The organism is Paraburkholderia caffeinilytica (genome assembly GCF_051027425.1).
Taxonomy (GTDB): Bacteria; Pseudomonadota; Gammaproteobacteria; order Burkholderiales; family Burkholderiaceae; genus Paraburkholderia; species Paraburkholderia caffeinilytica_A.
Map to the genome: position 1 here is coordinate 1,697,647 of NZ_CP186553.1, position 26,146 is coordinate 1,723,792.

Below are 26,146 nucleotides of genomic sequence, written 5' to 3' on the forward strand. Positions count from 1 at the left end.
AGTCCCAGTTTGCCAGACCACTTAGCGACCGGTGACCGTCCCAGTACAAACGCTTGTGTTGCCGATGTCAAGATTGAACCCGTTGGCATTGCTCAGGAAACTGTTCGAAATTTCCGTCTGGTAGCTAGACGGTACGGTATCGAAGCCATTGCCGTGAACGATCGAAGCGAAGCTGGCGTTGGTGTAGTGGTCGTTCAGGAAATTATGCACGGCCGTAGTGACAGCGGGATCGGCGTAGCACTGGCTCAGGATGATCTGGCTAGTACCGGATACCGGATAACCCGATGCGGGGTTGCTGAGGCTCCTGTAAGCCGCGCCAGAGGTTAGTGCCCAGTTCGCCGGATTGGAGGCGGTAAGTTTTGTGGGGGGAACCCTGACATTGCCCAGCGCCGTTGTCGCGCTCGTGTACGTCGGCGCGTAGTACACGAGGTTATTCGCGTTGACGAGGCTGGCCACTGCGAGTTGCAGTGCACCCGTCGGCGTCACGACCGTACTCGACGGCGCAAGGAACGTGTTGGTCCAGTTGGGACCGAGATAGGCAACAGCCGCCGTGCCGGCGGACGAAAGGGACGTCAACGCGTTGCGGACGCCACCGCTGCCAGAGGCTGGGGCGAAATTCGACGGTACGCCGCTCGGGAACGATGCGGTAAAGGTCATCGAGTCGACGAACGTGACACCCGTAGCGGTGCTGGCGGTCGAACACACGGCAGCCAGGTGGCGTGTCAGGAGTTCAGTCTCTCCGCTACCTTCTTGAGGGTAGACCACGGTGATCGGAATGTTGAACGTCGTGTACGCCGAGCTTGTTTCCGGATTGATTACCTGGTACCAGTATGTGAGCTTACCCGAAAAGATACCGCACAGGTCGTTGTCGTTCAGCGCGATGCTGTGTGTCTGACCCGGCGTCGTTTGCGGCGTGGTCGTGCTGGTCACGGCCGGGCCGTTGACGAGTGCAACAGTGATCGGCGTCACGATGTACGGAATCTGGATCAGCGGACCATTGGTTCGGCCGAGGCCCGCCTGGTAGGCGGTGATCTGCGCGGTGGTCAGTGCGGCGTCGCTGTTGGCGAAGTCGACCGTACCCGTCAACCCACGGCTGAGGAACGTCGGCTGGTTATTCAGGAACGCGTTCTGGCCGGTGCCTGAGCCGACCGAGTAATACGTGAGCGTTCCTTCGCTGGTGCCGAACAGACCGATTTCGGAGTTGACGACAGCGGGATTACCGAGCAACGGGGCGACGAGCGACGAACCGCCGCCCTGTACGAGAGGAGTTGCGGTCGCGACCGCAGCTGTACCCACGCCTGATAGCGCGAGAGCGAGGATCTGACAGATCTTGCGCTTGCTGGATTTCATGAAATTTACCTTTTGAAAAAATAAATGAAGTTTGCGCGTGATAGATGTGAAGTCTCAGGATGCGGCTTCCGGATTACATGGCCGGCGGACGATCGACGACGGTGGCTCAAGTAAAAAAACTGCGCCCCTGGTTGCCCAGGGACGCAGTTCAGATGTACAGCGAAAGTACTATTCCACCGATCGCTTAACGGCCGGTGACGGTTCCCGTACAAACGCTTGTGTTGCCGATGTCCAGGTTGAACGTGCTGGCATTGCTCAGGAAGTCGTTCGAAATCGCCGTCTGGTAGGTGGACGGCACAGTGTCGAAACCATTGCCGTGAACGATCGAAGCGAAGCTGGCGTTTGTGTAGTGGTCGTTCAGGAAATCATGCACAGCCGTCTTGACAGTGGAGGCGGCGTAGCACTGGCTCAAGATGATCTGGCTCGTTCCAGAAACCGGATAGCCCGATGCGGGATTGCCTGCGGCAGGCACCCAATTCGCCGGATTAGATGCTGTAAGTTTGGTCGAGGGAGGCGCGACAGAGCCGAGAGCAGTCGTAGCATTCGCATACGTCGGCGCGTAGTACACAGCGGGGGTCTGGTTCGTGTTGACGAGGCTGGCCACCGCGAGTTGCAGTGCGCCCGTCGGCGTCACGACCGTGCTCGACGGCGCGAGGAACGTGTTCGTGTAGTCCGGGCTCAGATAAGCAACGGCGGCGGTGCCGGCGGACGAGAGGGAAATTAGCGAGGTACGAACGCCACCGCTACCCGAAGCCGCGACGAAATTCGACGGTACGCCGCTCGGGAACGATGCGGTGAAAGTCAGCGAGTCGACGAACGTGACACCCGTAGCGGTGTTGGCGGTCGTACACACGGCGGCCAGGTGGCGGGTCAGCAATTCGGTCGTGCCGCTACCGTCCGAACGGTAGACGACGGAGATCGGCGCGCTCAAGGCATAGGCCGACGTGGTCTCAGGATTGATCACCTGATTCCAGTTCGTGATCTTGCCCGAATAGATACCGCACAGGTCGTTGTCGTTCAGCGCGATGCTGTGTGTCTGACCCGGCGTCGTTTGCGGCGTGGTCGTGCTGGTGACAGTCGGACCGTTGACGAGCGGAACCGTGATCGGTGTGACGATGTACGGAATCTGGATCAGCGGACCATTGGTTGCGCCCAGGCCGCTTTTATAGGCCGTGAGTTGCGAGGCGCTCAGCGCGGCATCGCTGTTGGCGAAGTCAACAGTACCCGTCAGCCCGGGGCTGAGGAACGTCGGCTGGTTACCCAGGAACGCGTTCTGGCCTGCACCCGAGCCAACCGAGTAGTACGTGAACGTGCCTTCGGTGGTACCGAACAGACCGATTTCGGTGCCGGTGAGGCCGGGGTTGCCGATCGTCGGAGCGACGAGCGACGAACCGCCACCTTGCACGAGCGGGCCTGCAGCCATAGCGGCCGATGCGCCGATACCCGAAATAACGAGAGCGAGAACCTGACAAATCTTGCGCTTACTGGATTTCATGAGAATTCCTTGGAACGAAGATAAATGGGAGCCAGCGATTGCAGTCGCGTACTGCGTCGACTGCGTGATCAATTTAGATGGAATTTCACGGGCGGCGTGTGAATTTTTAGTAACGGATGGTACCCAACATTTTGTCGGTTCCAATTCAGCATTGAAACACTGGCAATACCGGCTATCCGAATGCGTCATGCGAATTGCGCAATCGCAAATATTGAGTTGTAGATACCGGAGAGCAAAAGTTGGCGGAGGCAGGAGCGGCCGGGACATCGCGCGCGTCCGTTACCTCCAGAATGCCTGCTCAAGAGACCGTTAGTGCTTCGACGATTCGCGTGGGGCGAATTTCATTTAAGTCAACTTTGCGACAAAAGATCCGTAACACGCTGCCTGATCGTTCAATGTGCGAAGTTCGATGCGAAATGAATAAGACAACGTTTTCATCCAATAAATATTCCCGGAGAGTCACCGCTAAATATCAAAAGATCTCGCCAATGTCATTCGAAATGAAGATTAAATTTTTGTGAAGCGTTTTTAAGCGCGCAACTCCCGTCGGGAAAAGATTTATTCGCAGGAGCGACAAAAATGGTACCCAACATCTGTCACATTTTTGCTCCGGTTCACTGCTTAGTCTTTGCCCGGTAAATCCGCCTGTTGAGAGTTCAGCAGAACAGGACGGACCAGAAAACCATACGCTGACTTGCGGGGTGTGTGTCGAGCAGTCGATGCACGCAGCAGGCGCGTCCGTCTCGGCCCGCCTGTCGTGCCGGCATCGAACCCCAGGTCTATGACACGCACACGCTCCTGCTCCCGGCGTCATCCTGTTGCCTGCACGGTGCTGGCAATCAACCTGCTGTTTGCACAGATGGCCCAGGCCCAGGTCAATCTCAGTTTTTCCAATGTCGACATCGGTCAGGTCGCGAAAGCGATCGGCACCGCAACCGACACGACGATCATTGTCGATCCGCGCGTCAAGGGGCAGCTCAACCTCGTATCGGACAACCCCGTCAGCAAGGAACGGGCGCTGAAGACCCTCGAGGCCGCGTTGCGTATGCAAGGCTTCGCGCTCGTGCGGGATAACGGCATCCTGAAGGTCGTGCCCGAAGCCGATGCGAAACTGCAAGGTGTGCCGACCTACGTGGGCAACACGCCGCAAGCGCGCGGGGATCATGTGATCACCCAGGTTTTCCGGCTGAGAAACGAGTCCGCGACCAACCTGCTGCCCGTGCTCAAGCCGCTCATCAGCCCGAACAACACCATCGCCGCCTATGCGAGCGACAACACGTTGATCGTGACCGACTACGCGGACAACATCCGGCGTATCGCTTCCATCATCGCCGGCGTTGACTCGGGATCCTCGCAAAAGATCGCCGTGGTGCCGCTCAATCACGAGAGCGCCGTCGACCTCGCGCCGGTCGTGCTGAAGATGCTCGACCCGAGCGGCATCGGCAACACCGATGCAACGCTCAAGGTGTCGGTCACGGCTAATCCGCGCATCAATGCATTGCTACTGCGTGCGAGTGACCCTGGCCGGCTCAAAGATGCGAAGGCGCTGATCGCGGAGCTCGATGCGCCCACGCGTGTGCCTGGAAACATGCACGTCGTGCGATTGCAGAATGCGAACGCCCCGGATCTTGCCAAGGTGCTGCGCGGCATGATGGGGCTGGGCAGTGGTGACACCGGCAGTGACTCGGACAAGTCCGGCGCGAAAAGCTTCAACCAGAGCAACGGCGGGACCTCGAGCAAAAGCGGGACCGGGACCAATTCATCGACAGGCACCGCAGGGGTGCCGCCATTGCCTGGCACGACCGACGGCAGCTCGGGCGGCGGCAGCGACGCATCCGGCAGCCAGGGCGGCCTGATCGCCGCCGCGCGCGGCGGCGGCAGCGACTCTACGGGCGGCGGCATGATTCAGGCGGATGCCGCCACCAACTCGCTCGTGATCACCGCACCCGAGCCGCTCTACCAGAATATCCGCAACGTCATCGAACAACTCGACGTGCGCCGCGCGCAGGTCTATCTCGAAGCGATGATCGTGGAGATGAGTGCGACGTCCGCGGCGAACCTGGGTGTGCAGTGGCAGGGCGCGCTGCAGTCCAGCGGCGGCAACAATGTGCTTTACGGCGGCACCAACTTTGCGACGTCGACGAGTCAGGGCATCGTCAACTTGACCGCACAGGGGCAGACGATAAGCCAGAACCTGTCGACGGCGGCGGTGACGACGCTCCTGAACAACGGCATCAACATCGGGCTGATTCACAACTTCGGCAAGTTCTTCGGGCTCGGCGCGCTCGTGCAGGCATTGGCAACGGTCAGCAATGCGTCGATCCTGTCGTCGCCCAACCTCATCACGCTCGACAATGAGGAGGCGCGGATCGTGGTGGGCTCGAACGTGCCGGTGCAGACCGGTTCGTATTCGACGGCGACGGCGGTGTCGAGTACCGGCGTGAACGCATTCAATACATTCGACCGGCAGGACGTGGGTATCGTGCTGCACGTGAAGCCGCAGATCGAGAAGGGCGGCACCATCAAGCTGCAGATCTATTCGGAGGACTCGTCGGTCGACCCGACCTCCGTCAATAACCAGGGCGGCGTGACGATCATCAAGCGCTCGGTGCAGTCCACCGTGCTGTCCGACGACGGCGAGATCATCGTGCTCGGCGGGCTGATCCAGGACAACTATTCCGAAGGCAATAACAAGGTGCCGTTGCTGGGCGATATTCCGGTCATCGGGTCGCTGTTTCGGGCTGAAAACAAAAACCGCACGAAGACCAATGTGATGGTGTTCCTGCGTCCGGTGATCATTCGCGATGCCCAGACCACGGCGAGCATCTCCGAAAACCGTTACGACTATCTGAGGCAGCAGGCAGGGGATTACCAGTCGGACAATCGTATCGAGCGCGATCACGATAGCCCGGCGTTGCCGCCGCTTGCGCCGGGTCCTGCACAGGGCGTCCCGCCGGCGGAGGGGATATTCGACCTGAACCGGATGTCGCGTCCGGCGCCGGTGCGGCCCGATGCGTCTGCGCCCAACGCGTCGCAACCCAACGCGCTGCAACCTAACGAGTCACAACCCAGCGCGTCGCAACCCGCTAACGTCGAACGGACACAGCCATGACGCCCGAAGCGCCCGTTATGACTTCTCCCGGTCCGTTCAGGAGTCCCCGTGCGGGTGCGCCGGTCGACACGCTGCGCATGCTGCCTTATGGCTTTGCGCGCACCGGGCAGATCCTGATCGTGAACCAGCATCCACTCCCGGCGCCCGGTACGCTCGAAGTCTGGATCAGCGAACGCACACCGATGTCGGCAGTCGCCGAGGTTGCGCGCCACGCGGGCGGGCTGACGCTGGTATGCATGCCCGCCGACGAACTGGCCCAGGCGATCAACCACGCTTACGCGCGTCAGGACGGCAGCGCGGCGCAAGTGGTCGGCGAAGTGGAAGGCGAAGTCGATCTGTCGCGACTGATGCAGGACATTCCCGAGATCGAGGATCTACTCGAATCGGAAGACGATGCACCGATCATCCGCATGATCAATGCGCTGCTCACGCAAGCGGCGCGCGAACAGGCTTCGGATATTCACATCGAGCCGTTCGAGACTTCTTCCGCAGTGCGCTTTCGCGTCGACGGCACCTTGCGCGATGTCGTGCGGCCGAAGAAAGCGTTGCACGGCGCGCTGATCTCGCGGATCAAGATCATGGCGCAGCTCGACATTGCCGAGAAACGTTTGCCGCAGGACGGCCGTATCACGTTGCGCGTCGGCGGACGCCCGGTCGATGTGCGTGTCTCCACCTTGCCTACCGGTCACGGTGAACGCGCAGTTTTACGTCTGCTGGAAAAGGACGCGCAGCGGCTGAATCTGGAGCGATTAGGGATGGCGCAGGACACGCTCGCCAGGTTCGACAAGCTGATCGGCAAACCGCACGGCATCGTGCTGGTAACCGGCCCGACCGGCTCGGGCAAGACAACCACGCTGTATGCGTCGATGTCGCGGCTCGAGACCGCGACCACCAACATCATGACGGTCGAAGACCCGATCGAATACGACCTGTCCGGCATCGGTCAGACGCAGGTCAACGAGCGGATCGGCATGACCTTCGCGCGAGCGCTGCGCTCGATTTTGCGGCAGGACCCGGACGTCATCATGATCGGTGAAATCCGCGACCTGGAAACCGCGCAGATCGCGGTGCAGGCATCGCTGACAGGTCACCTTGTTTTGGCGACGCTGCACACGAACGACGCGGCATCCGCCGTGACCCGGTTGACTGACATGGGCGTTGAACCGTATCTGCTGGCGTCGTCGCTGCTTGGCGTGCTGGCGCAGCGGCTGGTGCGTCAGCTATGCCCGGCGTGCAAAGTGGAACGTGTCGAAGAAGAGCCTGAGAGAAAACACAATCAAGAAGAACCTGAGAGAAAACAAAAACAGTGGCATCCGGTGGGTTGCGAAAAATGCAACCACTCCGGCTATGCGGGACGGCGCGGTGTCTACGAACTGTTGCTGGTGGACGACGCGATTACATCGCTAATCCATAGAAATGCGGCCGACGCGGAGATTCTGGCGACCGGCAGGGCGGCGGGGATGCGCACGCTACGCGAGGACGCCAACCGCTGGCTCGCGTCGGGGGCAACCTCGCTGGAAGAAGTCTTACGGGTGACAGGCGGAGAATGACATGTCGGCATTCCGGTACGAGGCGATCAATGCAACGGGCAAGACACTCAAGGGCGTACTGGAGGCCGATAGTGCGCGAGCAGGACGCAGCCAGCTTCGCACACAGGGGCTGACGCCGCTGGTTGTCGAGCCGGCTGCGGCGCGCGCGCATGGCGCACGAGGCCAGCGTCTTGCGCTGGGCCGCAAGCTGTCGCAGCGGGAGCAGGCCATCCTGACACGCCAGCTGGCCAGTCTGCTGATCGCCGGCTTGCCGCTCGACGAAACGTTGTCGGTGCTGAGCGAGCAGGCCGAGCGCGACTACGTGCGCGAGCTGATGGCGTCGATCCGCGCGGAGGTTGTGGGCGGACACTCGTTTGCCAACGCGCTCTCACAGCATCCGCGGGATTTTCCGGAGATATATCGCGCACTGGTGGCGGCGGGCGAACATACCGGCAAGCTCGGCGTCGTGCTCTCGCGTCTCGCCGACTATATCGAACAGAGCAATGCGCTCAAGCAGAAGATCATGCTCGCGTTCACGTATCCGGCGGTGGTGACCTGTATCGCGTTCGGCATTGTGACCTTCCTGCTGAGTTACGTGGTGCCCCAGGTCGCCAACGTGTTCGTGAGCACGAAACAGGCGTTGCCGCTTCTCACCGTCATGATGCTGGCGCTCTCCGGTTACGTGCGGCACTGGTGGTGGGCGACCCTCATTGCGGTTGCGATCGTGGTCTGGCTCGTGCGTCGTATTCTCGCGCAGCCCGGCCCCAGACTCGCATTCGACCGGTGGGCGCTCACCGCGCCGCTCTTCGGCAAACTGGTGCGCGGTTATAACACCGTGCGCTTTGCGAGCACGCTCGGTATTCTCACCGCGGCCGGCGTGCCCATCCTGCGCGCGTTACAGGCAGCGGGCGAGACGTTGAGCAATCGTGCGATGCACGACAACATCGACGACGCGATCGTGCGGGTGCGCGAGGGGACATCGCTCTCTCGCGCGCTGGGCAATACCAAAACATTCCCGCCGGTGCTGGTTCACCTGATCCGTTCGGGCGAAGCGACCGGCGACGTGACGACCATGCTCGACCGCGCCTCTGACGGCGAGTCGCGCGAGCTGGAACGCCGCACGATGTTCCTGACCAGTCTGCTCGAGCCGCTGCTGATTCTGGCCATGGGCGGCGTCGTGCTCGTGATCGTACTCGCCGTGATGATGCCGATTATCGAACTCAACAACCTGGTGCAGTGATGGACCGTTCAGCGCACGAACACACTCGGGTCTTGAGCGGCGGGCAGCGCGATTTCATGCTGCACGCCGTTTCTGTCGACCACGATCGAGTGCGGGCGAACTTCGCTGAGCGTAGTCGCATCGTTGATCGCGCCGTTCACGCGAACGACGCGGGCTGCTTCACCGCCGATGCTGACAATGGCGGCGGCGTGTTGCGGACCGAAGGAGAGGATGCCCAGCAGTTGGACTGCGTCATGCTGGCCCTGATCGGGTTGTGCGCCGAAGAGCGTCGCGCCAGCTGACGCGTCGATGGATGCGGCTGGGACAGGACGCGCCGACGCGCCGGGCATCGGCGCATGCAGAATCCGGATCCACGCTGCAAGAACGGCTACGAACAGTGCAATGGCTGCAACGGTTGCAAGCAGCGGCGGGGACGAGAATCGATGCAGAACGGGACGAAGCATGATGTGGATTCCGGCTGGCAAAGCGGTAGAGGAACGGATCGAGGGCATTGCGCGATGCGTTGCTGACTCGAATTGCATACGCATGGCAACGACACGACAGCGCACGGCTTGCTCTTATTCTTGGACGAAAGGGTGAATACATGATGACGGGTTCAAACATGCCGGGCTCACGTAGCATCGGCGTTCACTTCGGTCGGAGAGGACGTCGCGCGCAGCACGGTTTTACGCTGATTGAGATCATGGTGGTGATTGCGATTCTCGGGATCCTTGCCGCGCTGATCGTGCCGAAGATCATGAGCCGTCCTGACGAAGCGCGGCGTGTCGCGGCGAAACAGGACATCGGCACGGTGATGCAGGCGCTCAATCTGTACCGGCTCGACAACGGCCGGTATCCGACCACGGACCAGGGGCTGCGTGCGCTCGTCGAAAAGCCGAGCGTCGATCCACTCCCCAACAACTGGAAAGACGGTGGCTATCTTGAACGCTTGCCAAACGATCCGTGGGGCAATGCCTATCAGTACCTGAACCCGGGCGTGCATGGTGCGATCGACGTATTCAGTTTTGGCGCGGATGGCAAAGCGGGTGGGGAGGGTAACGATGCCGATATTGGTTCGTGGCAATAGCGCCGGCATGCAACGGCGACGGCGCGCGTCGTCGGTTCAGCGGCGGCACGTGCATCGCCGTTCCGCGGGTTTCACGCTGCTGGAAATGCTGGTGGTGCTGGTGATCGCCGGACTGCTCGTCGCGGTCGTCGCACTGGCGCCAAGCCGGAACCGTCGCACGGATCTTGCGGAAGAGGCGCAGCGCCTTGCCGCGCTGCTTGAGTCCGCAGGCGATGAGGCGCAAATCCGCTCGGCTCCGATTGCGTGGCAACCTGTCGACGGCGGCTACCGGTTTTATCAGCGAGCAGGAGATGGCTCCTGGCGGCCGATGGCGGATGAGTTGCTCGCCCCGCATCGCTGGGCCACGGATGTGACCGGCGTGTCGATCCGCTACACGGGCAGTGGCGATCCGATCCAGCGGGTCGTGCTGGGCAATGAGAGCATCGATGTGCCAGTCACGATTACGCTGTACTCGGGTGCCGTACGTCTGCTCGTGATCAGCAGCGGGATCGGCAATTTTGCAGTGAGCCGGCCATGAAGGTGCGGGATTGCCGTCGTCATCAGCGCCTGCTCCGTGAGGTGAGACCGTGTCGAGCCTGATCGTGCTGTTACCGTCGAGCGACATGGGCGCGGCGAACGCAGGCGAGGCGATGCCGTTTGCGCTGTTCGACCGTGAAGGTAAAGCCGTGCGGGCCGGTCTTGCCGCGATGGATGCGTTGCCTCGGGCGCATGCCACGGTGCTCGTTCTGGCCGCGCGCGACGCGCTGCTGCTCAATGTCGTGTTGCCGCCGGTGACGGGGCCACGATTGCGCCGCATATTGCCTAATGTGGTCGAGGAATTCCTGATTCAGGACGCACAGCACAGTCATATTGCGATCGACCCCACGCCGCAGGACGCCGGTGTGAAGTGTGCGGCGGTCGTAGACCGTGAGTGGTTCGCGTCTGTCATCGAGCGCTTTACGACGGCAGGCCATCGTCGCTTGCGCGCCGTGCCGCTGATTCACTGCATTCCTTTGCTGACTGCCGCGCTATCGCCGCAGGCAGCGGAGTCATCCGAACAACCGCAGGACGTGGCCGTGACCGATCGTCCCGCTGCGAACGACGAGCTTGAAGAAGTAGGAGCAGAAGTGGGCCGTGACGTAGCCAGTGCGCTGATCATGAGATGTGATCGCGTAGTGCCGGAGTCGGTGTCAGCGTCGGCGTCGGGCAGCGAAGATGTGCAATGGGTAGAGCTGGCGCTCAGGCAGGGCGCGCTGGGTTTCGGCACGCGTGTCCCGGCGGTTCAACTGGACGCGACGATCGCGGAACTGGCGAAGCGTCAGCCGCTGATGGTCTATTCGCTCGCAGTCGCAACCGCTGACGGCGCTCCGTCTGCCGGTCCGGCCGAGGAAGCCGGAAAGCACCGCGGTGACGCAACGGTGACTCAGACCGGTCAGCCGGCCCATTCGGGCACGGCCTTTCCTCTGGCGGCACATGTTCTGCCGTGGGTGAGTGTGGCTCGCGAAGCGCTCGCTTGCCGGTTCGACCTGTGCCAGTTCGAATTTGCGAATGCGGGGCGCAGCCGCCCCGGCGCCGGCGGACTCAAGCCATGGCGGGTGGCGCTCGGCTTCGTTGCGGCGTCGCTCGTGGTGTCGATTGCCGCCGTCAATGTGCAATGGTTCGAGTTGCGCCATCGTCGCGACGCGCTGAACGAGCAGATGGCGCAGCTTGTGAAAACCGCATTTCCGGGTACGACGGTGATTCTCGATCCGCACGCGCAGATGGGCGCGGAATTGACCCGGCTGCGCAGCGCGGCCGGGGAATTGCGGCCGGACGATTTTCTGGCGCTCGCGACCGGCGTTGCCCATGCGCTGGGGCCGGTGCCGTCCAGTGCGATCGCCGGGCTCGACTACAACGGCGGCGCACTTGATATGACATTCAAGCCCGGCACGACGATCGACAGTGACGGGCTCAAGCGCCGCCTGACGGCGCAGGGTTTGTCCGCTCAGGAGGATAACGGCAAATGGACGGTCAAATCCGTGCAGTCCGGGCCGCGCTGACGCAGTGGTTCGAGGCGCGCGCCCCCCGCGAAAAAAAGCTGCTGCTTGGTTGCGGCATGCTCGTGGCACTGGCGCTTGTCTACAACGTGCTGTGGGAACCGGCTTACGATGGCCGCGCGCAGATCGTCGCGAAGCTTCCGCTGCTCGAGGCGCAGCTCGCCGATGTGCAGTTGCAGGTCGATGAGGTGCGCCGGCTGAAAGCGGCGGCCGCGGTTCGCCCGTCTGCGGGTATTGCATTGCGCGAGGCTCTAAGCGCGTCGCTGACGCAGGCAGGTGTCGCGAACGCGCAGTTTACGGTACTGGGCAAAGGCGTGCAGATCGACGCGAAGGCTGTACCGTTCGCAGTGTGGATGACGTGGCTCGACCAGGCGCGCCGGGAGCAGCATGTGCGCGTGATCAACGCTCACGCGAGCGCGGAAGTGAAGCAGGGGCAAGCTACGGTGTCCGCAACGTTGCAGCCGGCGGCGGATCAATAACGCCATATCGTTGCGCGCGCACGTAAATCTCCGCGGCAAGCTCGACCGTACATTGTCGCGGACACTTAACTGTCACATTCTCTTCTTACGATACGGTGCTCACCTGTTTCGATGCTGGCCACGGACTGCCCCAGGTCCGCACGACATAATCCAACTTCCGGCGATTTACACATGACACGCTCACGGGCACCGTCCGGTGTCCTGGCGCTTACCGCATGCTTCTTACTTTGCGTCCTTATTGTGCGGAGCGCTCAAGCACAGGATGCCGGACGGGGTGGTCGGCCCTCCGGGGGCAGTGTGCACTTCGATTTGCCCGCGCAGCCTCTTGCACAGGTGCTTCAGGCGTTTGGCCGTCTGACCGAACTGGTGGTGCTCGCTCCCGCGCCGCTTCTCGATGGACGTATCAGCGCGCCGCTCAGCGGCGACTATCTGCCCCGCGAAGCGCTGCAGCGCGTGCTTGAAGGCACCGGGTTGCAGGCCGATTTTACGGGCACGGACGAGGCGCTCATCGTTGCCGCGCCACAGAACGACGAGGTCGCTCCCGCGGTTGTTCCGGATGCAACCGGCACGCTGGCGATCGACGGTATCGCCGACGACGGCGATCAGCGCGCTTATGCCGCGATGATCCAGTCGCGCCTGACCGAGGCTTTATGCGCGCTGCCCCTGACGCGTCCGGGAAGCTACCGGCTGGTGGCGCAACTGCGTATCGACGATGAAGGAGAACTGGTAGCCGCCGCGGTAGTGACCTCCACAGGCCTGTCGGCGCGGGACGCGGCGATCGAGCGGGCGATCCGGACGTTGCGATTCGATTCGCCGCCGCCTCGCGGGCTTCCCGAGCCGGTTACGATTTTGCTGCGGCCAGTCGGTAAAGGCGTGCATATCGACTGCTCACAATCAGGCGAACGGGGCTAGGGGTCATGTCAGACAGCAGCCGGACACAACTAAAAAAACTCCTGGTTTCGCGCTATGCGTATCTGGTTCGACGGCTTGAGCGCGTGACGGGATCGAAAGACGGCGCCGCCGACGCCTTGCACGAAACCTGGTTGCGCCTCGAAAACGCGAACGTCGCTACGCCTGTTGCGAATGGCGACGCGTATATTCTGGGCATGGCGAGCAACGTCGCGATTGACCAGCATCGCCGTGAGCGGCGTCATTTCCATGAAGACGACGTCGATGCGCTGCTCGAATTGCCGGACGAACTCGCCGATCCGGAACGGATCGTGGAAGCGCGTTTCAAAGTCGAGGCGCTCAAGGATATCCTGCGTGGCCTGACGCCCCGGCGCCGGGCGATCTTGCTGGCTGCGCGTGTGGATGGACAGTTGAACCGTGAAATCGCTGAACGTTTCGGTATTTCGCTACGTCTGGTCGAGAGCGAGCTGAGCACTGCGATAAAGTATTGCCTCGAACGCATGCAGGAATTAGGCGATCCGTACACGGGTTCGAGAAGCGGGCCGCGAAAATTTTGATTACCTTACCGATGACGAAAGCTGAGGTCGATGCCGCGAGCGAAGAGCAGGCTCAGGCCCGTGCATGGCTGCTGCGCCTGCGCGGTGGGAACCTGTGTCCGGATGACGTGCGGGCTTTTGAGCAATGGTGCGACGATCACCCGCGCGCGTCCCATCTGTTGCGCGATACGTGGGGCATGCTGCGAACCGCCGCCGCCGAGATCAGACAGGAAGAACTGGCATCGGGGCAGGCGTGGAAAGGGAACGTGAGCCGCGCCCACGCGTTGCGTCCCGGGCGGCGGGCATTCGTGGGTTTTGCCGTAGCGGCGGGCGCTTCGTGGCTCGCGCTGCGTCCGCCCCTCAGCCTGTGGCCGGCCTTGACCGATTACGCCGCCGACTATCATACGGGCACCGGTGAGCAGCGTCGTGTGGCGTTGTCGGACCGGGTGGTGGTCGAGATGAATACGCAGACCCGGCTCAATATATTGCCTACCCGGCAAGCGGTCCGTGGCGTCGAATTGCTGGCGGGCGAGGCCGAGGTCGTTGCCGCGGCGCCGCCCGCCGGTCGCACCGACCCGCTGCGGACGATTGCACTGGTTGCAGGTAAAGGCCGGATGCAGGCGCAAGTCGCGCGATTCAATGTTCGCAATAGCGGGGACCAGGTCTGCGTGACCTGCGTATCGGGTTCGGTGGCATTCGAGCATCCCCGCCAGCGCCTGACGTTGCTTGCGGGCCAGCAACTGGTCTATGACGACCGGGAAGTCCATGCCGTTTCGCAGGTGGATCCAGCCGAAGTGATGGCCTGGCGAAGAGGGGTGCTCGTATTCAACGGGGTGCCGCTCGCCCAGGTGGTCGACGAGATCAATCGTTACCGGCCGGGCAAAGTCATTCTGCGGAACGCGGCGCTGGGCGAAAATCGCATGCAGGCGCAGTTTCCGATCGCCAAGCTGGACGACGTCATCAATATGCTCGGCCGGCTCTACGGCGCGCGCGTCACCAAACTCCCCGGCAATATCGTGCTGCTCAGCTGAGCCTGAGCAGGCGGTGTTTCCGGCCACCCGATTTTCTGCGGGTTACGGCCGCCGTTTCCGACATAACTCATGAAGGCCCGCTATTTACGGCCTGTCAGCGTTCCGGTTCCCATGTGCCATGCATGACAGGGCCGACTCTGTCTGGCAGGAACCGGGGCAACTCCGCCGTGGACCGAGCAAAGTGCGCGAGTTCGGGCCGGATCTCCCATGAGCGATGGAGTGGCCATGAAAAATCATCACGCAGGCTCACGCCGCGTTCTCGCGAAAGCGGCGGCGTCCGATCGCGTCCGGGACGGCGCTATCCGGTGGTTGCTCTGGCTGCGTACGGCCGACTGTACGTCCGCCGAACTGGATGCGTTCCGGCGCTGGCGTGCGCAGAGTCCCGAACATGCACGAGCGGCGTATGCGGCGATGTGGGTCTGGCGGACACTTGGCGTGCTGGACGATCCGCGTGACGTGGCCTGCGAACCGGGCATCAGGACCTTTCGCAGCGTCCCCCCAAAAAAATCTGCGGGATAGACGCACTGGGTTCGACCTTGTTTATGTAGGCCTCGATCATGCGGGCGTGCGGTTTTGCGCGCGACGGCTTGCAAGGCATGGTGCGCAAGGGCCGCTGCGCGACCGGCGGCTCGCCTAGCGCGGCGCTGGGTTCGTCTCGCTGTCGGCGCTGGCGCGCGCAGCGTCCCAGGTTGCGTCGAGCGGATCGTTGAGTGCCTGATAGGGTTCGAGCAGGAATGGAAAGCGCTCGGCTAATGAAGCGGTTTTTCGCAAGGCCAGGATATGGTTGATCATCCATTGCAGGAGATCGCTTCCTTCGTGAATCTGGGCCGCAGTCCAGTCCGGCATGACGGAGAAAAGTTCGGCAAAACCGCTCCAGCGGGAAGGCCGGTCGCTGGCGGCGGGCCGGATGTACGTGTTCATGAAGATGTCGTCGGCATGGCTGATTTCGCCGACAAAGAGTCCGTCTGCCGTTGGAACCGCGGCCTGTTTCCACTTCTCGACCAGAGCGAGCGGACGCAGCACGCGCGCAAACACGAATGCCATGTTGGTCTCGCGTTCGATTTCCGCGACCGACAGAACCCCATTGCGTTGCATGCAGCGCGCTACAGCGTGTGGTTTGATGGTGTTGGAGGCGAAGCTGTTCAGGACCAGGTCGGGGACGGTGAGCCGCAACTGGAATTCGCGCAACCCGTGCTCGGCGCTCATCGTCGAAAAATTGACAAAAAGGCCTTCCATATCGCCCAGTGTGCCGATGTACGGCTCGAGTCCGAGGCGCTCGAGCCGCGGTGCGATCTGCTGTTCGAGAAGTCGCATGAAGCCGCGCCGGTTAGGTGTCCCGGCGAAGTATTCAAGGCTCTTCACGATGATGTCGGTGATTTTCCAGCGACGCTCCTCAGCGAACATGCGTGGAGAGCGGTTCAGGTCGAACTTCGCACGGCCATGCGCGACGCGTGGATCTACGTACATGCGGGTTCCTCCCGGATCCAGTTGAGCGGATTGCTGGAGTGTAGTGCCGCCGCGCCGGTATCCAGTCACGCTTGATATTCCGATATCGAAAACGGCGCGTCAAGCTCGTCAGCAAGTCGTTGTCGATGGCAGCGGTCGTAACGGGGCGTGCCTGAGGGAAAGTGAATGTATTCGCGTGGCCGGCGCGTGCATCGCGGTAAGGATGACGCGCGGGCATCTTGGCACCCCATGTTAATGGGTGTGGCAAGACAAGGGGCGTGACGGGAATCAAGGGAAAGATTTCCCGTCACGGTGATGGGATCGGGCGCTCGCGGGCGCTTTACCAGACAATTACGAGGCAATCAGGTGATACGCGCAGTGATAGAACGCTTTGTCGAACACAGCCCGATGACCCTGATGGCGCGTCTGGTCCTGCAATGCGCGCTGGATGCGGAGTGGGCCGGCGATTCATTCGAGCAGGTGGAGGCTGGCGACAGTCTGCAGATACGGGAGTCGTTGTTCTCGATGACGGTGGAAACGATGTCGATCATCGCCGCGCGATTGCGGCATTCGATGGATACGGCAGTGAAAACGCTTCCCGAGTTGCCGGCATCGATCACCGCCTTGCACGACAGGATCAGCCGGACCCGGTCCGGCTGGGGACGCACCCTTGTACGGGACAGCGCGCAGCGATTGCTTCCCCTCGTGCAACCGATGTTGCACGACCGGCAGGCGACTGTAAGCGGTTATCGATTGAGGATTCTTGACGGCAGCCGTTTGCCGGCAAGCGAAAGATGCTCGCCGGGACCGTCGGGCTGTATGCACGGTGCGACGACACCCGGTGGGGAACGCGATACGGAATCGCTCGCACAGTCGCTCGTGGTCTACGATCCGGATCTCGCGATGATCGTCGATCTGGTGCCGTGCGAACACGGTCGGGCGCAGGAGCAGTCTGTCATGGCCGCCTTGCTGGATTCGGTTCAGCCTGGCGAACTGTGGATCGTCGATCGCCACTTCAATACCCGCGCCATACTCGCCGGCTGGCCGCGACGCGGCAGCGCATTCATCGTGCAGGAACATGGCTGCAGCCCCGTCTGGCTGGAGAGGGAGGGCCGGTTGGAAAAAGGCCGCATCGAGTCGGGGCTCGTCTACGAACAATCCGTTAGCATGACCGACGAGTTAGGTTCGTCGCTTGTCTTCAGGCGCATCGAATTGCATCTGGATCATCCGGGTATGGACGGTGACACGGTGATCCGGATCCTGACGAATGTTCCTGCTTCGCACCTGAGCGCTCAGGAGGTCGTGCGTCTGTCCTGCCGGCGCTGGAGCGAGACGTTGCCGGTGCCGCTCGAGCCGGTGTTCTATAGCGGGGTGCTTTCGTCGGGCACGCCGCGGGCAGCGCTACTGGCTTTCGGTGTTGCCGCGCTGGCATATAACGGACTGAGCGCGATGGTGCGCGCGGTGAGCAACAGGCAGGAACTGAACGAGCGCGAAACCAGACGCTTGCCGCTTTACATTGCGGCGGGCGTAAGGGAAGCCTACGCGGGCATGATGATCGCCGTTCCATCCGAATTCTGGCAGCACTACGATCACCTTGTGCCCAGTCAATTCGGCCGCATCCTTAAAAATATTGCGGCGCATGTCGATCCGCGCAGCCGGCGCAAGCAGCAGCGCGAGCATACGACGCCGCCGAAAACCAAGGCCATGTTGCGCGCGTCGACACTCGACAGCATGTTTTGCCGGGAAGCCGGCGTCGATCCGGACGGCGGGTCGCGTTCCGGGCAGCGTGCTACCGCCATGGCCACGCGCGACTTCAGCAGTAATCCATCGAAGGCGTTGCGGGACGCGGCCGAGTCACCGGTGATGGTCACGAAATACGGTCAGGCAATCGCGTTTCTGGTTTCCGTGGAAGACTGGAACCGGATGAAATCGGAAATACGCGAAACCACCATGGATCGGCTGGCGCCTGAATATCCGGGATTTCAGGCGGCGGCTTATGAGAGCGCGTCGAAGCCGTCGCTCAACTAGACCGGCGTCGTCTAACCGGTGACGCGATGCACCCAGAGCACGGCGGTCCAGCTGAAATTGCCGATACCATATCGCGCGATCAGTGTGTCGATTCGCGTATTGATCCGCGCTGAGTGGATCCTGCAATGCACGATGAAATAGCCGCTGTTGACCCCAACGAGTGAGCCGGGAGGCAGCGTCGTATTCGTTTGGGTCGGCGCCAATATTTCAGCGATGTCCCCGGTGCTGACGAAGTAGGCTGTGGCGCGCCGCTCGACAAGCGTGTGAGCCTGGCTGCGGGACAGGGTCGGAATGGCGGCGACGAGCGTCGGTTCGGCCGCCGTGTTGGCATTGACGGTGGTGAGGTCCGGCAGGATCGTGACGTAGGGCGAGAGTGTCTCGACGGCGCGCGCGTCGTATCCCGGGATGCGGATCAGGTCGTCGACCGAGACAAGTTGCAGCGGCCAGTCAACCGCGTCCCTGGTTTCGCTCAGCGAGCGCTGCATATAGGCGGCGGTGATCTGCGCAAGACCCGGGTTCAGGCCAAGCTCGCCCAGCAAGCGACGATAACCCAATATGCCGTCGCCGTTGGCTTGCCACGGTCGACCGGGGCCCGCCCTTGAAACCAGGTTCGTCAGGTTGAACCTGGCTTGGGCATCCTCCACGTGACCGGAAATCCAGGCACTAGCCAGCTCGCCGTTCACGGCCATGGTTTGGCGCGGCAGAAAGTCGGCGAGCTGGATGTCGCTGACGGGGGCGGCCCAGGATTGTCCGTCGTAAGTCACATTGGAAGTGACACTTTGTAGACGCAGTGTCGCGCGCGCCCACTCTACGGCAGCGCGTTCGACCCACATTGTCTCGACAGACAGGCGCTGGTTTTCGACATCGCGTATGGCAACCCTCTGGCGCCACAGTACGCTGGCGGCCAGCGTGGCCGCCAACGCCACCACCAGCAGCACGGTCACGATAGCGATGCCGCGCTCCCGGGGCGGGCGCCTTGTCTGAACGTGGTGCATGCGATGCATGTCCGCTCCAATTGGGTCCGATCGTGCCGGGCCGGCGATTCGCAGCCGGCTCGTTTGCGGACTGTCAGCGATCCTCAGAAATAAGGCCAGGGCGTTCAGGCCTCGAAAGCAAGCCATGCGTGCAAAACGGCGGCGTGTGCAAAGGACAACACCCCGAAGGCTGCGATCACAGTACCGCTCCATAAGACGGTAGCCGCGGGACCCGATGCGCCCATCGTGACGACTAACGGCTCAACGAGACCCTGCAGAGCACCCGTATACCACCCCATCAGCATGAACAGTGCGCAGCCGGTCAGCATGCCTGCTATGAAGTAATGCAGGCCGACCTGCCAGCGCGCGGTGAATGGCTCGCGATGGTGGCGCTGATTTGCATGAACGATCGCTATGGCGTTCGTGACGGGAACAATAGCCATCGTCAGGGACCAGAAGAACGGTTGATCGCTGTGCGCATTGATCATCAGCAGGATGCCGACCATCCAGAAGGGCGGCGCGAGCAGTGTGCCTGAAATCCATGACAGGAACTGCCACGCGAGCCAGTGCGTGCGCCATTGCAGGGGCATGGCCGCGAGCGAGCCGCCGGTGTGGCGTGAGCCGGGAACCGCGGACCGGCTCGCGGCAACGGCGCCGGGCAACAACCGTTCGGCGAGCCGCCGGAGCAACATCATGGCGATGGACATAGGCACATTTTTCATGGACATCCGGGAAGCTGAGATGCCGCGCTTGCATGAATATCGGCGTCTTCTTCTTATAAGACGGATGGGCGGTCCCTATGCCGCATTCAGAATCGTCGTGGGTGAGACGAAAACCGGATTTGGCGGCAGCAGATCAGTGGCTTCACTGCCTGTACAAAATACGCGCAGCGCATATTTCAGAGTCGTTAAGGTCTGTCATAAAAAGTAACGTATTGAAAGAGGACCATAAACGCGCTTTCGTCTGACTTAATTCAACCCATATCGGCGCTAGCGAGCCATTCAGATACGTGATGAGCCGGCGGAAACACTGCAACGCAAGCCGGTGAATTGCCAGCGATCATCGGCGCGAAGCTGACGCAAAAAAAAGTATGCGGTATCGGGTAACTCATTCCGTCTATGTAGGTATGAACCCGGGCATCGCTGTTGCCGGCTAATTTCATCCCGGGGAATGGTGGAAGACGTTTGAAGAGCGCGCTAATAGCGCACCGGATCGCTCCTTGCTGCGCGATGATCTCTTTGATGCCGCGCAGCCTTTTTATTGCATGACCACGTGTTGTCCATTATCAGGGCGCCGTGGAGTTCTGAAAGGCACAGGGACGTGGAACAGGTTCAAGGCAGCGAGTCGGCAGACGCATTGCAGGCCGGGGAAGGCGAAGTTGTTCCGTCGACGAATGCGAGCGAAGCCGACTCGCCTTTCATCAATCTGCGCGACAACGGGCGCTTTCTGGAGGTGCTCGCCTCGCTGAAGTGCACGCTGGCGATCAGCCGGCGCCCGTCGGGGGTCGCCTTGCTCGGCGTCGACAAGGGCATTCCGACGTTATCCGCCTGTCTGTTGCCGCGTTCGATGGGACTTGCGGTGTCGGGTAATCGCCTTGCGATCGCCACGAGTCACGAGTTGATGATTTTCGCCAATGTCCCGTCGCTCGCGTCGCGCTATCCGGCACGCCCGGATTACTACGACGCGGTTTTTGTGCCGCGCACCGCGCACTACACCGGCGATCTGGATCTGCACGACATGGTGTTCGACAAGAACGTCGTGCTGGCAATCAATACGCGCTACTCGTGCATCAGCGTGATCGACGGCTTTTTCAATTTCACATCTATCTGGCAGCCGCCGTTCGTGACGGAGTTCGGTCCTGGAGACCGATGCCATCTGAACGGCATGGCATTTCATGACGGCAAGGTGCGCTTTGTGACCGCGCTTGGGCAGACCGATACCCCGTTCGGGTGGCGCAAGGGTATGGCCGACGGTGGCATCGTGATGGAAGTGCCGTCGGGCCGGATCGTTGCATCGGGGTTATCGATGCCTCATTCGCCGCGCGTGATCAACAGGCAACTCTACGTGCTCGAAGGTGGACGTGGACAGTTGCTGCAGATCGATCCTGGCACCGGTGCGAAGCGTGTGGTTGCAAAGCTGCCGGGTTTTACGCACGGTCTGGTCGAATACGGCGGCGTGCTGTTCATCGGGCTTTCCAGACTGCGCGACAAACGCGGACCGCAAGGGCTGCCGATCGAAGCGGAGCGCGACGAACTGGTAGCGGGTGTGGCAGCCGTGGATGCGCGGAGCGGACAGGTGCTTGGAATCCTGGAGTTTTACAACGGCGTCGAGGAGATTTTCGACGTGCAGGTGCTGCCGGGCATTCTGCGTGCGGAGATTCTCAGTCCGCGGCAGTGGTTCGAGACGCCGTCGATCGTCACCATGAACGGTGGCTTCTGGCAGACACGGCCTGCTGAAGAGGACGAGGGCGAAGCACATGCAGGCTAGGTCATCCGGCGCGATGGTGCCCAACGATGAGGGATTCGACGATGCGCCCGTGTTGTGGCTAACGGGCCTTTCAGGGGCGGGTAAAACCACGCTTGCTCATGCGCTGGCAACGGCGCTGATGGTTCGGGGATTCCGCGCGACGGTGCTTGATGGCGATGTTCTACGGCGGGGCTTGAGCAGCGATCTGGGCTTTTCGGAGCGCGACCGCTACGAGAACGTGCGGCGTGCGAGCGAGGTCGCCGCGGTCCTTGCGGACACCGGTCAAATTGCAGTCGTTGCGCTGATTGCGCCGCTGGCCGCGATGCGGGGGCGGGCGCGCGAGATTGTCGGCAAGCGGTTTCGGGAAGTGTATGTCAAAGCCGGCCTCGAGGTTTGTGAGGCGCGCGATCCAAAGGGTTTGTACGGGAAGGCGCGGCGCGGCGAGGTACCTGATTTTACCGGGGTGTCGGCGCCTTGGGAGCCTCCCTTGAATCCGGATCTGGTGGTCGATACCGGCGCGCACACGGTCGACGAGTGCGTGACGCGGTTGATGGATTTCGTGGAACGGGAGTTCGCGAACATCGACATGGTGCGAACGTCTGTGCGGATGCTTCCGCGTCGGCGAGTGGTATAGCGGGAGATACGTCGTTAATCTGAAGAAGACTAAACGCACGTTGTTTTTAGGAATACAAACTAATTGTCACGTCGATGACATGTGCGCGATGTAACGCCCACGTGTCATCGCTGGGCGGCCGGACGACAAGACGGACGATTTCGAACAGACAAGGGGAATGGCGCATGACGCCAGGAATTATCGGGGAATCACACGACGAAGCGCGCAAGCCAATGCCTGGGCGAATGCGCGCGCGTACGCAAGGATCGATAAACGGTCTCGCGTACGGCCGGTTCGGACCGCATTTCGCAGGGGCACTACTGGTTGGCGGGTTGACGTTTGCACCTGGCGCAAGCGCCCAGAATGCCGGACCGGCAACCGGAAGCACGCCTGTCGCTACCATGGCGGCGCCCGGGGCGTCTGCGCCGGCAGGAGCAGCACCGGCAGCCGGTTCGCCACAAACATTCGACGTGAACGAGTACATCGTACGCGGCAATACGGCGCTTCAGAGTCTGGATATCGAGAAGGCGGTTTACCCGTTCGAAGGTCCGGGCAAGACGCTTTCGGACGTGAACGCTGCGCGGGACGCACTGCAGAAGGTCTATCAGGATAAGGGTTATCAGTCGGTGGTGGTCGAGTTGCCACAGCAACGCGTGAACAACGGCGTGATCCTGTTGCAAGTGGTCGAAGCGAAGGTGGGACGCCTGCGCGTGGAAGGCGCGAAATACTACTCGCCGCAGAACATCCGCGACGCGGTACCCGCGCTTGCCGAAGGCAGCGTGCCGGATTTCACGGTGGCCCAGCAGCAGTTGACGGACCTGAACCGCTCGGCGGACCGGCAGGTGATCCCGGTACTCAAGCCGGGTGCGCTGCCGCAGACGGTGGACGTCGACCTGAAGGTCGACGATCACAATCCGCTGCACGGCAGCCTCGAACTGAACAACGACAATAGCCCCAATACGTCCTCGTTGCGCACCACCGCGTCGCTCAGCTACTCGAACCTGTGGCAACTCGGACATGTGCTCTCGGGCACCTACCTGATCGCGCCGCAGCATCCGGAAGACGCGCGGGTGTATTCGTTCTCCTACCTCGCGCCGTTGCGGGACTCGCACTGGAGTTTCCTGGCCACGGTCATTCATTCGGACAGCAATGTCGCTTCGCTGGGCGGCACCAATGTGCTGGGCAAAGGCACGACGTTCGGCTTTACCGCGATCTACGCGCTACCGTCCAGCGACACGTATGCGCAGTCGGCCAGCGTAGAGATCGACCGTAAGCACTACGACGAGAACGTGAGCCTGGCAGGACAGACGTCGACCGCGCCGCTGACCTATGTGCCGGTCACGTTTTCGTACAACGGACAACTGAGCCTGAAGAACTCGCAGACCGCGTTTTCGGCGTCGCTCACGACCAACATCCGGGGTGTGGGCAGCGACTGGAATGCATACGACAACAAGCGTTACAACGCGACGCCGGATTTCGTATACGGCAAGTTCGACGTGAATCACACGCAGCATTTCGGTCACGACATTGACGCGAACGCACATGTGAGCGCGCAGCTGGCGAACTCGCCGCTGGTGTCGAGCGAACAGTTCGCCGCAGGCGGCATGAACAGCGTGCGCGGCTACATGCAGGCGGAGGACACCGCGGACAGCGGCGTGATCGGCTCGCTGGAACTGCGCAGCCCGTCCATCTCGAAGTATCTGGGCGGCGCCGTAGATGGCCGTATCAATGAGTGGCGCTTCCACGCGTTTGTCGATGCCGCGCATCTGTGGCTGCTCAGCCCGCTGCCGGAGCAGACCTCCAGTTTCAATCTGCTATCGGTTGGATTCGGCACGCGCATCCAGTTGTTGAAGTACGCGAGCGCGGACTTTGAGGCGGGCTGGCCGCTCAAGGCGGGGGTCTATACGAAGCAGTACAGCCCGCGTTTCGATTTCTTTGTTCGTCTGGCGTTCTGAACAATGCGTGAGCGACAGGCATTGACCGGTTTTCAAAAGTGTTGTGCCGGCGCGATCCAGCCGGTTTATCGGGGGAGTACGACTGTGAAGCGAGTGTTATTTCTTTTCATTTCAGCCATGACAGTGCTGATGGGGTGTCTGCCGGGCGTGGCCAACGCCTGGTGGCAGAACGACTGGTCCTATCGCAAGGCGATCACGATCGATACGACGCCCAAGGGCGCCAACGTCACGGAGTCCGCCGGTCGCGTGCCGCTCCTGATCCGTTTGCATTCAGGCAACTTCCAGTTCGACGGACTCGAGGATAACGGTGCGGACATCCGTTTCGTCGCGGCCGACGACAAAACGCCGCTCAACTACCACATCGAGCAGTACGACGCAGTGCTTGGCGTCGCGCTGATCTGGGTCGACATTCCGCAATTCCCGGCGGGCGCGGCACAGAACATCTGGATGTACTACGGCAACAAGAAAGCGCCGGACGGCAGCAAGGCCGCCGACACGTTCGACCCGGACTACACGCTGGTCTATCACTTCAACGGTGCGGCCGGTACGCCGCCGAAAGATCTGACCGCGTATGGGAACAACGCGCAGAACGCACCGGAGAGAACGGTCGAGGACGGCATCGTCGGCAAGGCGGCGCAGCTCGACGGGTCCGGCCCGCTGAATCTGCCGGCCAGCCCCTCGCTGAACGTGAGCGCGGGCGGCAGCTTTACTTTTAGTGCATGGGTCAAGCCGGGTGCGCTCGCACCGAACACGCTGCTCTATAGCCGTCGCGACGGCGCGAGTGGGCTGCTGATCGGCCTGGACAACGGCGTGCCCTTTGCCGAGGTGGACGGCGCGGCAGGCAGTCCGGCACCGGTTCGTACGCCGGCCGGTCAGCCGGTCGCGGCGAACCAGTGGACTCATGTGGCGGTGACGGCAGACGGCAAAAACCTGACGCTTTATGTCGGCGGCAAGCAATACACCCAGGTGGCGGCGGCATTGCCTGCCCTGACGGGCGCGGCGGCCGTCGGTGGCGATATCGCCGGTGCGCCGGCCGGTTTCACGTCGTTCAACGGCGTGGTCGATGAGTTGCGCCTCTCGAAGGTGGCGCGACCGGCGACGCTGATCGCACTCGATGCGCTCAGCCAGGGTGCCGAATCGAAACTGGTTTCATACGGCACCGATGAGAAGCAGTCCGGTTTCGGTTTTGGCTACTTTGGCGTGATCGTCAAGTCGGTGACGGTGGACGCATGGGTGGTGATCGGCATTCTGCTGGTCATGGCATTTACCTCATGGGTCGTGATGTGGAACAAGGCGACCTATGTCGGTAACGTCGACAAGGCCAACGGTTTCTTCGTGCGGCGCTTCCGTGAGGTAGCGGGCAGACACCTGGTGGGTCTCGCTCACACCGATGAGAAATCGGAAGAAGGCAAGCGTCTGCGCCAGTCGTCGCTGTATCGCCTCTACCGGGCCGGAGTTTCGGAAATTCACAGCCGGGTCGACGGCAATGGCCGCACCGTGATCACCGCCGAATCGATCGAAGCGATCCGCGCGACGATGGACGCCACGCTCGTGCGCGAAAACCAGCGGCTGTCGAAATCGATGGTGTTGCTGACCATCGCCATTTCGGGTGGCCCTTTCCTCGGCCTGCTGGGCACGGTGGTCGGCGTGATGATCACGTTCGCCGCGATTGCCGCCGCGGGCGACGTGAACGTCAACGCCATTGCCCCGGGTATTGCCGCCGCATTGCTTGCGACCGTCACAGGTCTGTTCGTCGCGATCCCCGCACTCTTTGGCTACAACTACCTGCTCATTCGCAACAAGAACGTGACCGCGAACATGCAGGTGTTCGTCGACGAGTTTGTGACGCGTCTGGCGGAAGCGCACAGCAATAACGCGGACCACGCGCTGGTCGCCGATTAA

22 protein-coding genes are annotated in these 26,146 nt (G+C 61.8%); 16 read left to right on the plus strand and 6 right to left on the minus strand.

Features of this window, described 5'->3' with window-relative positions; translation table 11 throughout:
• Window positions 1–21 precede the first annotated feature (21 nt).
• Entirely contained in the window at window positions 22–1,350 is a 1,329-nt protein-coding gene (locus ACOSV0_RS28000; protein ID WP_434115627.1) for a substrate-binding domain-containing protein, read from the minus strand.
• Window positions 1,351–1,534: 184 nt separating this feature from the next.
• Window positions 1,535–2,845, minus strand: coding sequence for a substrate-binding domain-containing protein (locus ACOSV0_RS28005; RefSeq protein WP_434115629.1), 1,311 nt, complete (start codon window positions 2,843–2,845; stop codon window positions 1,535–1,537).
• A gap of 781 nt (window positions 2,846–3,626) precedes the next feature.
• Between ACOSV0_RS28005 and gspD the strand changes: the two genes are divergently transcribed.
• From gspD to gspF, 3 genes are read left to right on the plus strand one after another with little or no spacing between them, the layout of a single operon-like run.
• The gene (gene gspD, locus ACOSV0_RS28010) at window positions 3,627–5,957 is read left to right on the plus strand and encodes a type II secretion system secretin GspD (RefSeq protein WP_434115630.1); all 2,331 of its coding nucleotides are present in this window, start codon (window positions 3,627–3,629) and stop codon (window positions 5,955–5,957) included.
• A gap of 17 nt (window positions 5,958–5,974) precedes the next feature.
• Window positions 5,975–7,507: a type II secretion system ATPase GspE gene (gene gspE, locus ACOSV0_RS28015; protein WP_434116174.1), complete on the plus strand. Its 1,533-nt coding sequence runs from the start codon at window positions 5,975–5,977 to the stop codon at window positions 7,505–7,507.
• Window position 7,508: 1 nt separating this feature from the next.
• Complete coding sequence (gene gspF, locus ACOSV0_RS28020) at window positions 7,509–8,726, plus strand: type II secretion system inner membrane protein GspF (protein ID WP_434115632.1); 1,218 nt, start codon at window positions 7,509–7,511, stop codon at window positions 8,724–8,726.
• Between the two features lie 8 nt (window positions 8,727–8,734).
• Here the strand turns inward: gspF and ACOSV0_RS28025 are convergent, their stop codons facing one another.
• Window positions 8,735–9,169, minus strand: a complete 435-nt coding sequence (locus ACOSV0_RS28025) for a type II secretion system protein N (RefSeq protein WP_434115634.1) — start codon at window positions 9,167–9,169, stop codon at window positions 8,735–8,737.
• 158 nt (window positions 9,170–9,327) lie between these two features.
• On the opposite strand from ACOSV0_RS28025, the gene gspG reads away from it, so the two are divergent.
• The 8 genes from gspG to ACOSV0_RS28065 all read left to right on the plus strand — a co-directional run bounded on the left by gspG (window position 9,328) and on the right by ACOSV0_RS28065 (window position 15,281).
• The gene (gspG, locus tag ACOSV0_RS28030; RefSeq protein WP_434116176.1) at window positions 9,328–9,792 is read left to right on the plus strand and encodes a type II secretion system major pseudopilin GspG; all 465 of its coding nucleotides are present in this window, start codon (window positions 9,328–9,330) and stop codon (window positions 9,790–9,792) included.
• Window positions 9,793–9,799: 7 nt separating this feature from the next.
• Window positions 9,800–10,309 carry a GspH/FimT family pseudopilin gene (locus tag ACOSV0_RS28035; protein WP_434116178.1) on the plus strand — a complete coding sequence of 170 codons (510 nt, stop codon included), beginning with the start codon at window positions 9,800–9,802 and terminating at the stop codon, window positions 10,307–10,309.
• A gap of 49 nt (window positions 10,310–10,358) precedes the next feature.
• Window positions 10,359–11,810: a type II secretion system protein GspL gene (gene gspL, locus ACOSV0_RS28040; protein WP_434115636.1), complete on the plus strand. Its 1,452-nt coding sequence runs from the start codon at window positions 10,359–10,361 to the stop codon at window positions 11,808–11,810.
• The gene (gene gspM / locus ACOSV0_RS28045; protein WP_434115638.1) at window positions 11,774–12,286 is read left to right on the plus strand and encodes a type II secretion system protein GspM; all 513 of its coding nucleotides are present in this window, start codon (window positions 11,774–11,776) and stop codon (window positions 12,284–12,286) included. The genes gspL and gspM overlap by 37 nt, the downstream gene beginning before the upstream one ends.
• 297 nt (window positions 12,287–12,583) lie before the next feature.
• Complete coding sequence (locus ACOSV0_RS28050) at window positions 12,584–13,198, plus strand: TonB C-terminal domain-containing protein (protein ID WP_434115639.1); 615 nt, start codon at window positions 12,584–12,586, stop codon at window positions 13,196–13,198.
• Window positions 13,199–13,203: 5 nt separating this feature from the next.
• Complete coding sequence (locus ACOSV0_RS28055) at window positions 13,204–13,752, plus strand: RNA polymerase sigma factor (protein ID WP_434115640.1); 549 nt, start codon at window positions 13,204–13,206, stop codon at window positions 13,750–13,752.
• An 11-nt stretch (window positions 13,753–13,763) separates the two neighbouring features.
• Window positions 13,764–14,762 carry a FecR family protein gene (locus tag ACOSV0_RS28060; protein ID WP_434115642.1) on the plus strand — a complete coding sequence of 333 codons (999 nt, stop codon included), beginning with the start codon at window positions 13,764–13,766 and terminating at the stop codon, window positions 14,760–14,762.
• A gap of 225 nt (window positions 14,763–14,987) precedes the next feature.
• Window positions 14,988–15,281: a FecR/PupR family sigma factor regulator gene (locus ACOSV0_RS28065; RefSeq protein ID WP_434115644.1), complete on the plus strand. Its 294-nt coding sequence runs from the start codon at window positions 14,988–14,990 to the stop codon at window positions 15,279–15,281.
• A 114-nt stretch (window positions 15,282–15,395) separates the two neighbouring features.
• On the opposite strand, the gene ACOSV0_RS28070 is transcribed toward ACOSV0_RS28065, so the two are convergent.
• On the minus strand, window positions 15,396–16,229 hold the full coding sequence (locus tag ACOSV0_RS28070; protein ID WP_434115646.1) for a hypothetical protein: 834 nt from the start codon (window positions 16,227–16,229) through the stop codon (window positions 15,396–15,398).
• 357 nt (window positions 16,230–16,586) lie between these two features.
• On the opposite strand from ACOSV0_RS28070, the gene ACOSV0_RS28075 reads away from it, so the two are divergent.
• Window positions 16,587–18,236, plus strand: a complete 1,650-nt coding sequence (locus tag ACOSV0_RS28075) for a transposase (protein ID WP_434115648.1) — start codon at window positions 16,587–16,589, stop codon at window positions 18,234–18,236.
• Window positions 18,237–18,247: 11 nt separating this feature from the next.
• On the opposite strand, the gene gspK is transcribed toward ACOSV0_RS28075, so the two are convergent.
• Both gspK and ACOSV0_RS28085 read right to left on the minus strand, forming a co-directional pair.
• The gene (gene gspK / locus ACOSV0_RS28080; RefSeq protein ID WP_434115649.1) at window positions 18,248–19,240 is read right to left on the minus strand and encodes a type II secretion system minor pseudopilin GspK; all 993 of its coding nucleotides are present in this window, start codon (window positions 19,238–19,240) and stop codon (window positions 18,248–18,250) included.
• Window positions 19,241–19,335: 95 nt separating this feature from the next.
• Window positions 19,336–19,917 (minus strand): hypothetical protein, encoded by a 582-nt coding sequence (locus ACOSV0_RS28085; RefSeq protein ID WP_434115651.1) that lies wholly within the window; start codon window positions 19,915–19,917, stop codon window positions 19,336–19,338.
• Between the two features lie 613 nt (window positions 19,918–20,530).
• Between ACOSV0_RS28085 and ACOSV0_RS28090 the strand changes: the two genes are divergently transcribed.
• The 4 genes from ACOSV0_RS28090 (at window position 20,531) to ACOSV0_RS28105 (ending at window position 26,146) form a co-directional block, all read left to right on the plus strand.
• A complete protein-coding gene (locus tag ACOSV0_RS28090) occupies window positions 20,531–21,697 on the plus strand; it encodes a TIGR03032 family protein (RefSeq protein ID WP_434115653.1) in 1,167 nt (388 codons plus the stop codon).
• A 13-nt stretch (window positions 21,698–21,710) separates the two neighbouring features.
• Window positions 21,711–22,310: an adenylyl-sulfate kinase gene (gene cysC, locus ACOSV0_RS28095; protein WP_434115655.1), complete on the plus strand. Its 600-nt coding sequence runs from the start codon at window positions 21,711–21,713 to the stop codon at window positions 22,308–22,310.
• 380 nt (window positions 22,311–22,690) lie between these two features.
• Window positions 22,691–24,244: a ShlB/FhaC/HecB family hemolysin secretion/activation protein gene (locus ACOSV0_RS28100; protein ID WP_434116180.1), complete on the plus strand. Its 1,554-nt coding sequence runs from the start codon at window positions 22,691–22,693 to the stop codon at window positions 24,242–24,244.
• Window positions 24,245–24,361: 117 nt separating this feature from the next.
• Entirely contained in the window at window positions 24,362–26,146 is a 1,785-nt protein-coding gene (locus tag ACOSV0_RS28105; protein WP_434115656.1) for a DUF2341 domain-containing protein, read from the plus strand.

Excerpts from the sequence above, each read along its gene's own strand:
- ACOSV0_RS28000 (WP_434115627.1), bottom strand. The coding sequence starts at position 1,350 with ATGAAATCCAGCAAGCGCAAGATCTGTCAGATCCTCGCTCTCGCGCTA.
- ACOSV0_RS28005 (WP_434115629.1), bottom strand. The coding sequence starts at position 2,845 with ATGAAATCCAGTAAGCGCAAGATTTGTCAGGTTCTCGCTCTCGTTATT.
- gspD (WP_434115630.1), top strand. The coding sequence starts at position 3,627 with ATGACACGCACACGCTCCTGCTCCCGGCGTCATCCTGTTGCCTGCACG.
- gspE (WP_434116174.1), top strand. The coding sequence starts at position 5,975 with ATGACTTCTCCCGGTCCGTTCAGGAGTCCCCGTGCGGGTGCGCCGGTC.
- gspF (WP_434115632.1), top strand. The coding sequence starts at position 7,509 with ATGTCGGCATTCCGGTACGAGGCGATCAATGCAACGGGCAAGACACTC.
- ACOSV0_RS28025 (WP_434115634.1), bottom strand. The coding sequence starts at position 9,169 with ATGCTTCGTCCCGTTCTGCATCGATTCTCGTCCCCGCCGCTGCTTGCA.
- gspG (WP_434116176.1), top strand. The coding sequence starts at position 9,328 with ATGCCGGGCTCACGTAGCATCGGCGTTCACTTCGGTCGGAGAGGACGT.
- ACOSV0_RS28035 (WP_434116178.1), top strand. The coding sequence starts at position 9,800 with ATGCAACGGCGACGGCGCGCGTCGTCGGTTCAGCGGCGGCACGTGCAT.
- gspM (WP_434115638.1), top strand. The coding sequence starts at position 11,774 with ATGGACGGTCAAATCCGTGCAGTCCGGGCCGCGCTGACGCAGTGGTTC.
- ACOSV0_RS28055 (WP_434115640.1), top strand. The coding sequence starts at position 13,204 with ATGTCAGACAGCAGCCGGACACAACTAAAAAAACTCCTGGTTTCGCGC.
- ACOSV0_RS28060 (WP_434115642.1), top strand. The coding sequence starts at position 13,764 with ATGACGAAAGCTGAGGTCGATGCCGCGAGCGAAGAGCAGGCTCAGGCC.
- ACOSV0_RS28065 (WP_434115644.1), top strand. The coding sequence starts at position 14,988 with ATGAAAAATCATCACGCAGGCTCACGCCGCGTTCTCGCGAAAGCGGCG.
- ACOSV0_RS28070 (WP_434115646.1), bottom strand. The coding sequence starts at position 16,229 with ATGTACGTAGATCCACGCGTCGCGCATGGCCGTGCGAAGTTCGACCTG.
- gspK (WP_434115649.1), bottom strand. The coding sequence starts at position 19,240 with ATGCATCGCATGCACCACGTTCAGACAAGGCGCCCGCCCCGGGAGCGC.
- ACOSV0_RS28085 (WP_434115651.1), bottom strand. The coding sequence starts at position 19,917 with ATGTCCATCGCCATGATGTTGCTCCGGCGGCTCGCCGAACGGTTGTTG.
- cysC (WP_434115655.1), top strand. The coding sequence starts at position 21,711 with ATGGTGCCCAACGATGAGGGATTCGACGATGCGCCCGTGTTGTGGCTA.
- ACOSV0_RS28100 (WP_434116180.1), top strand. The coding sequence starts at position 22,691 with ATGGCGGCGCCCGGGGCGTCTGCGCCGGCAGGAGCAGCACCGGCAGCC.
- ACOSV0_RS28105 (WP_434115656.1), top strand. The coding sequence starts at position 24,362 with ATGACAGTGCTGATGGGGTGTCTGCCGGGCGTGGCCAACGCCTGGTGG.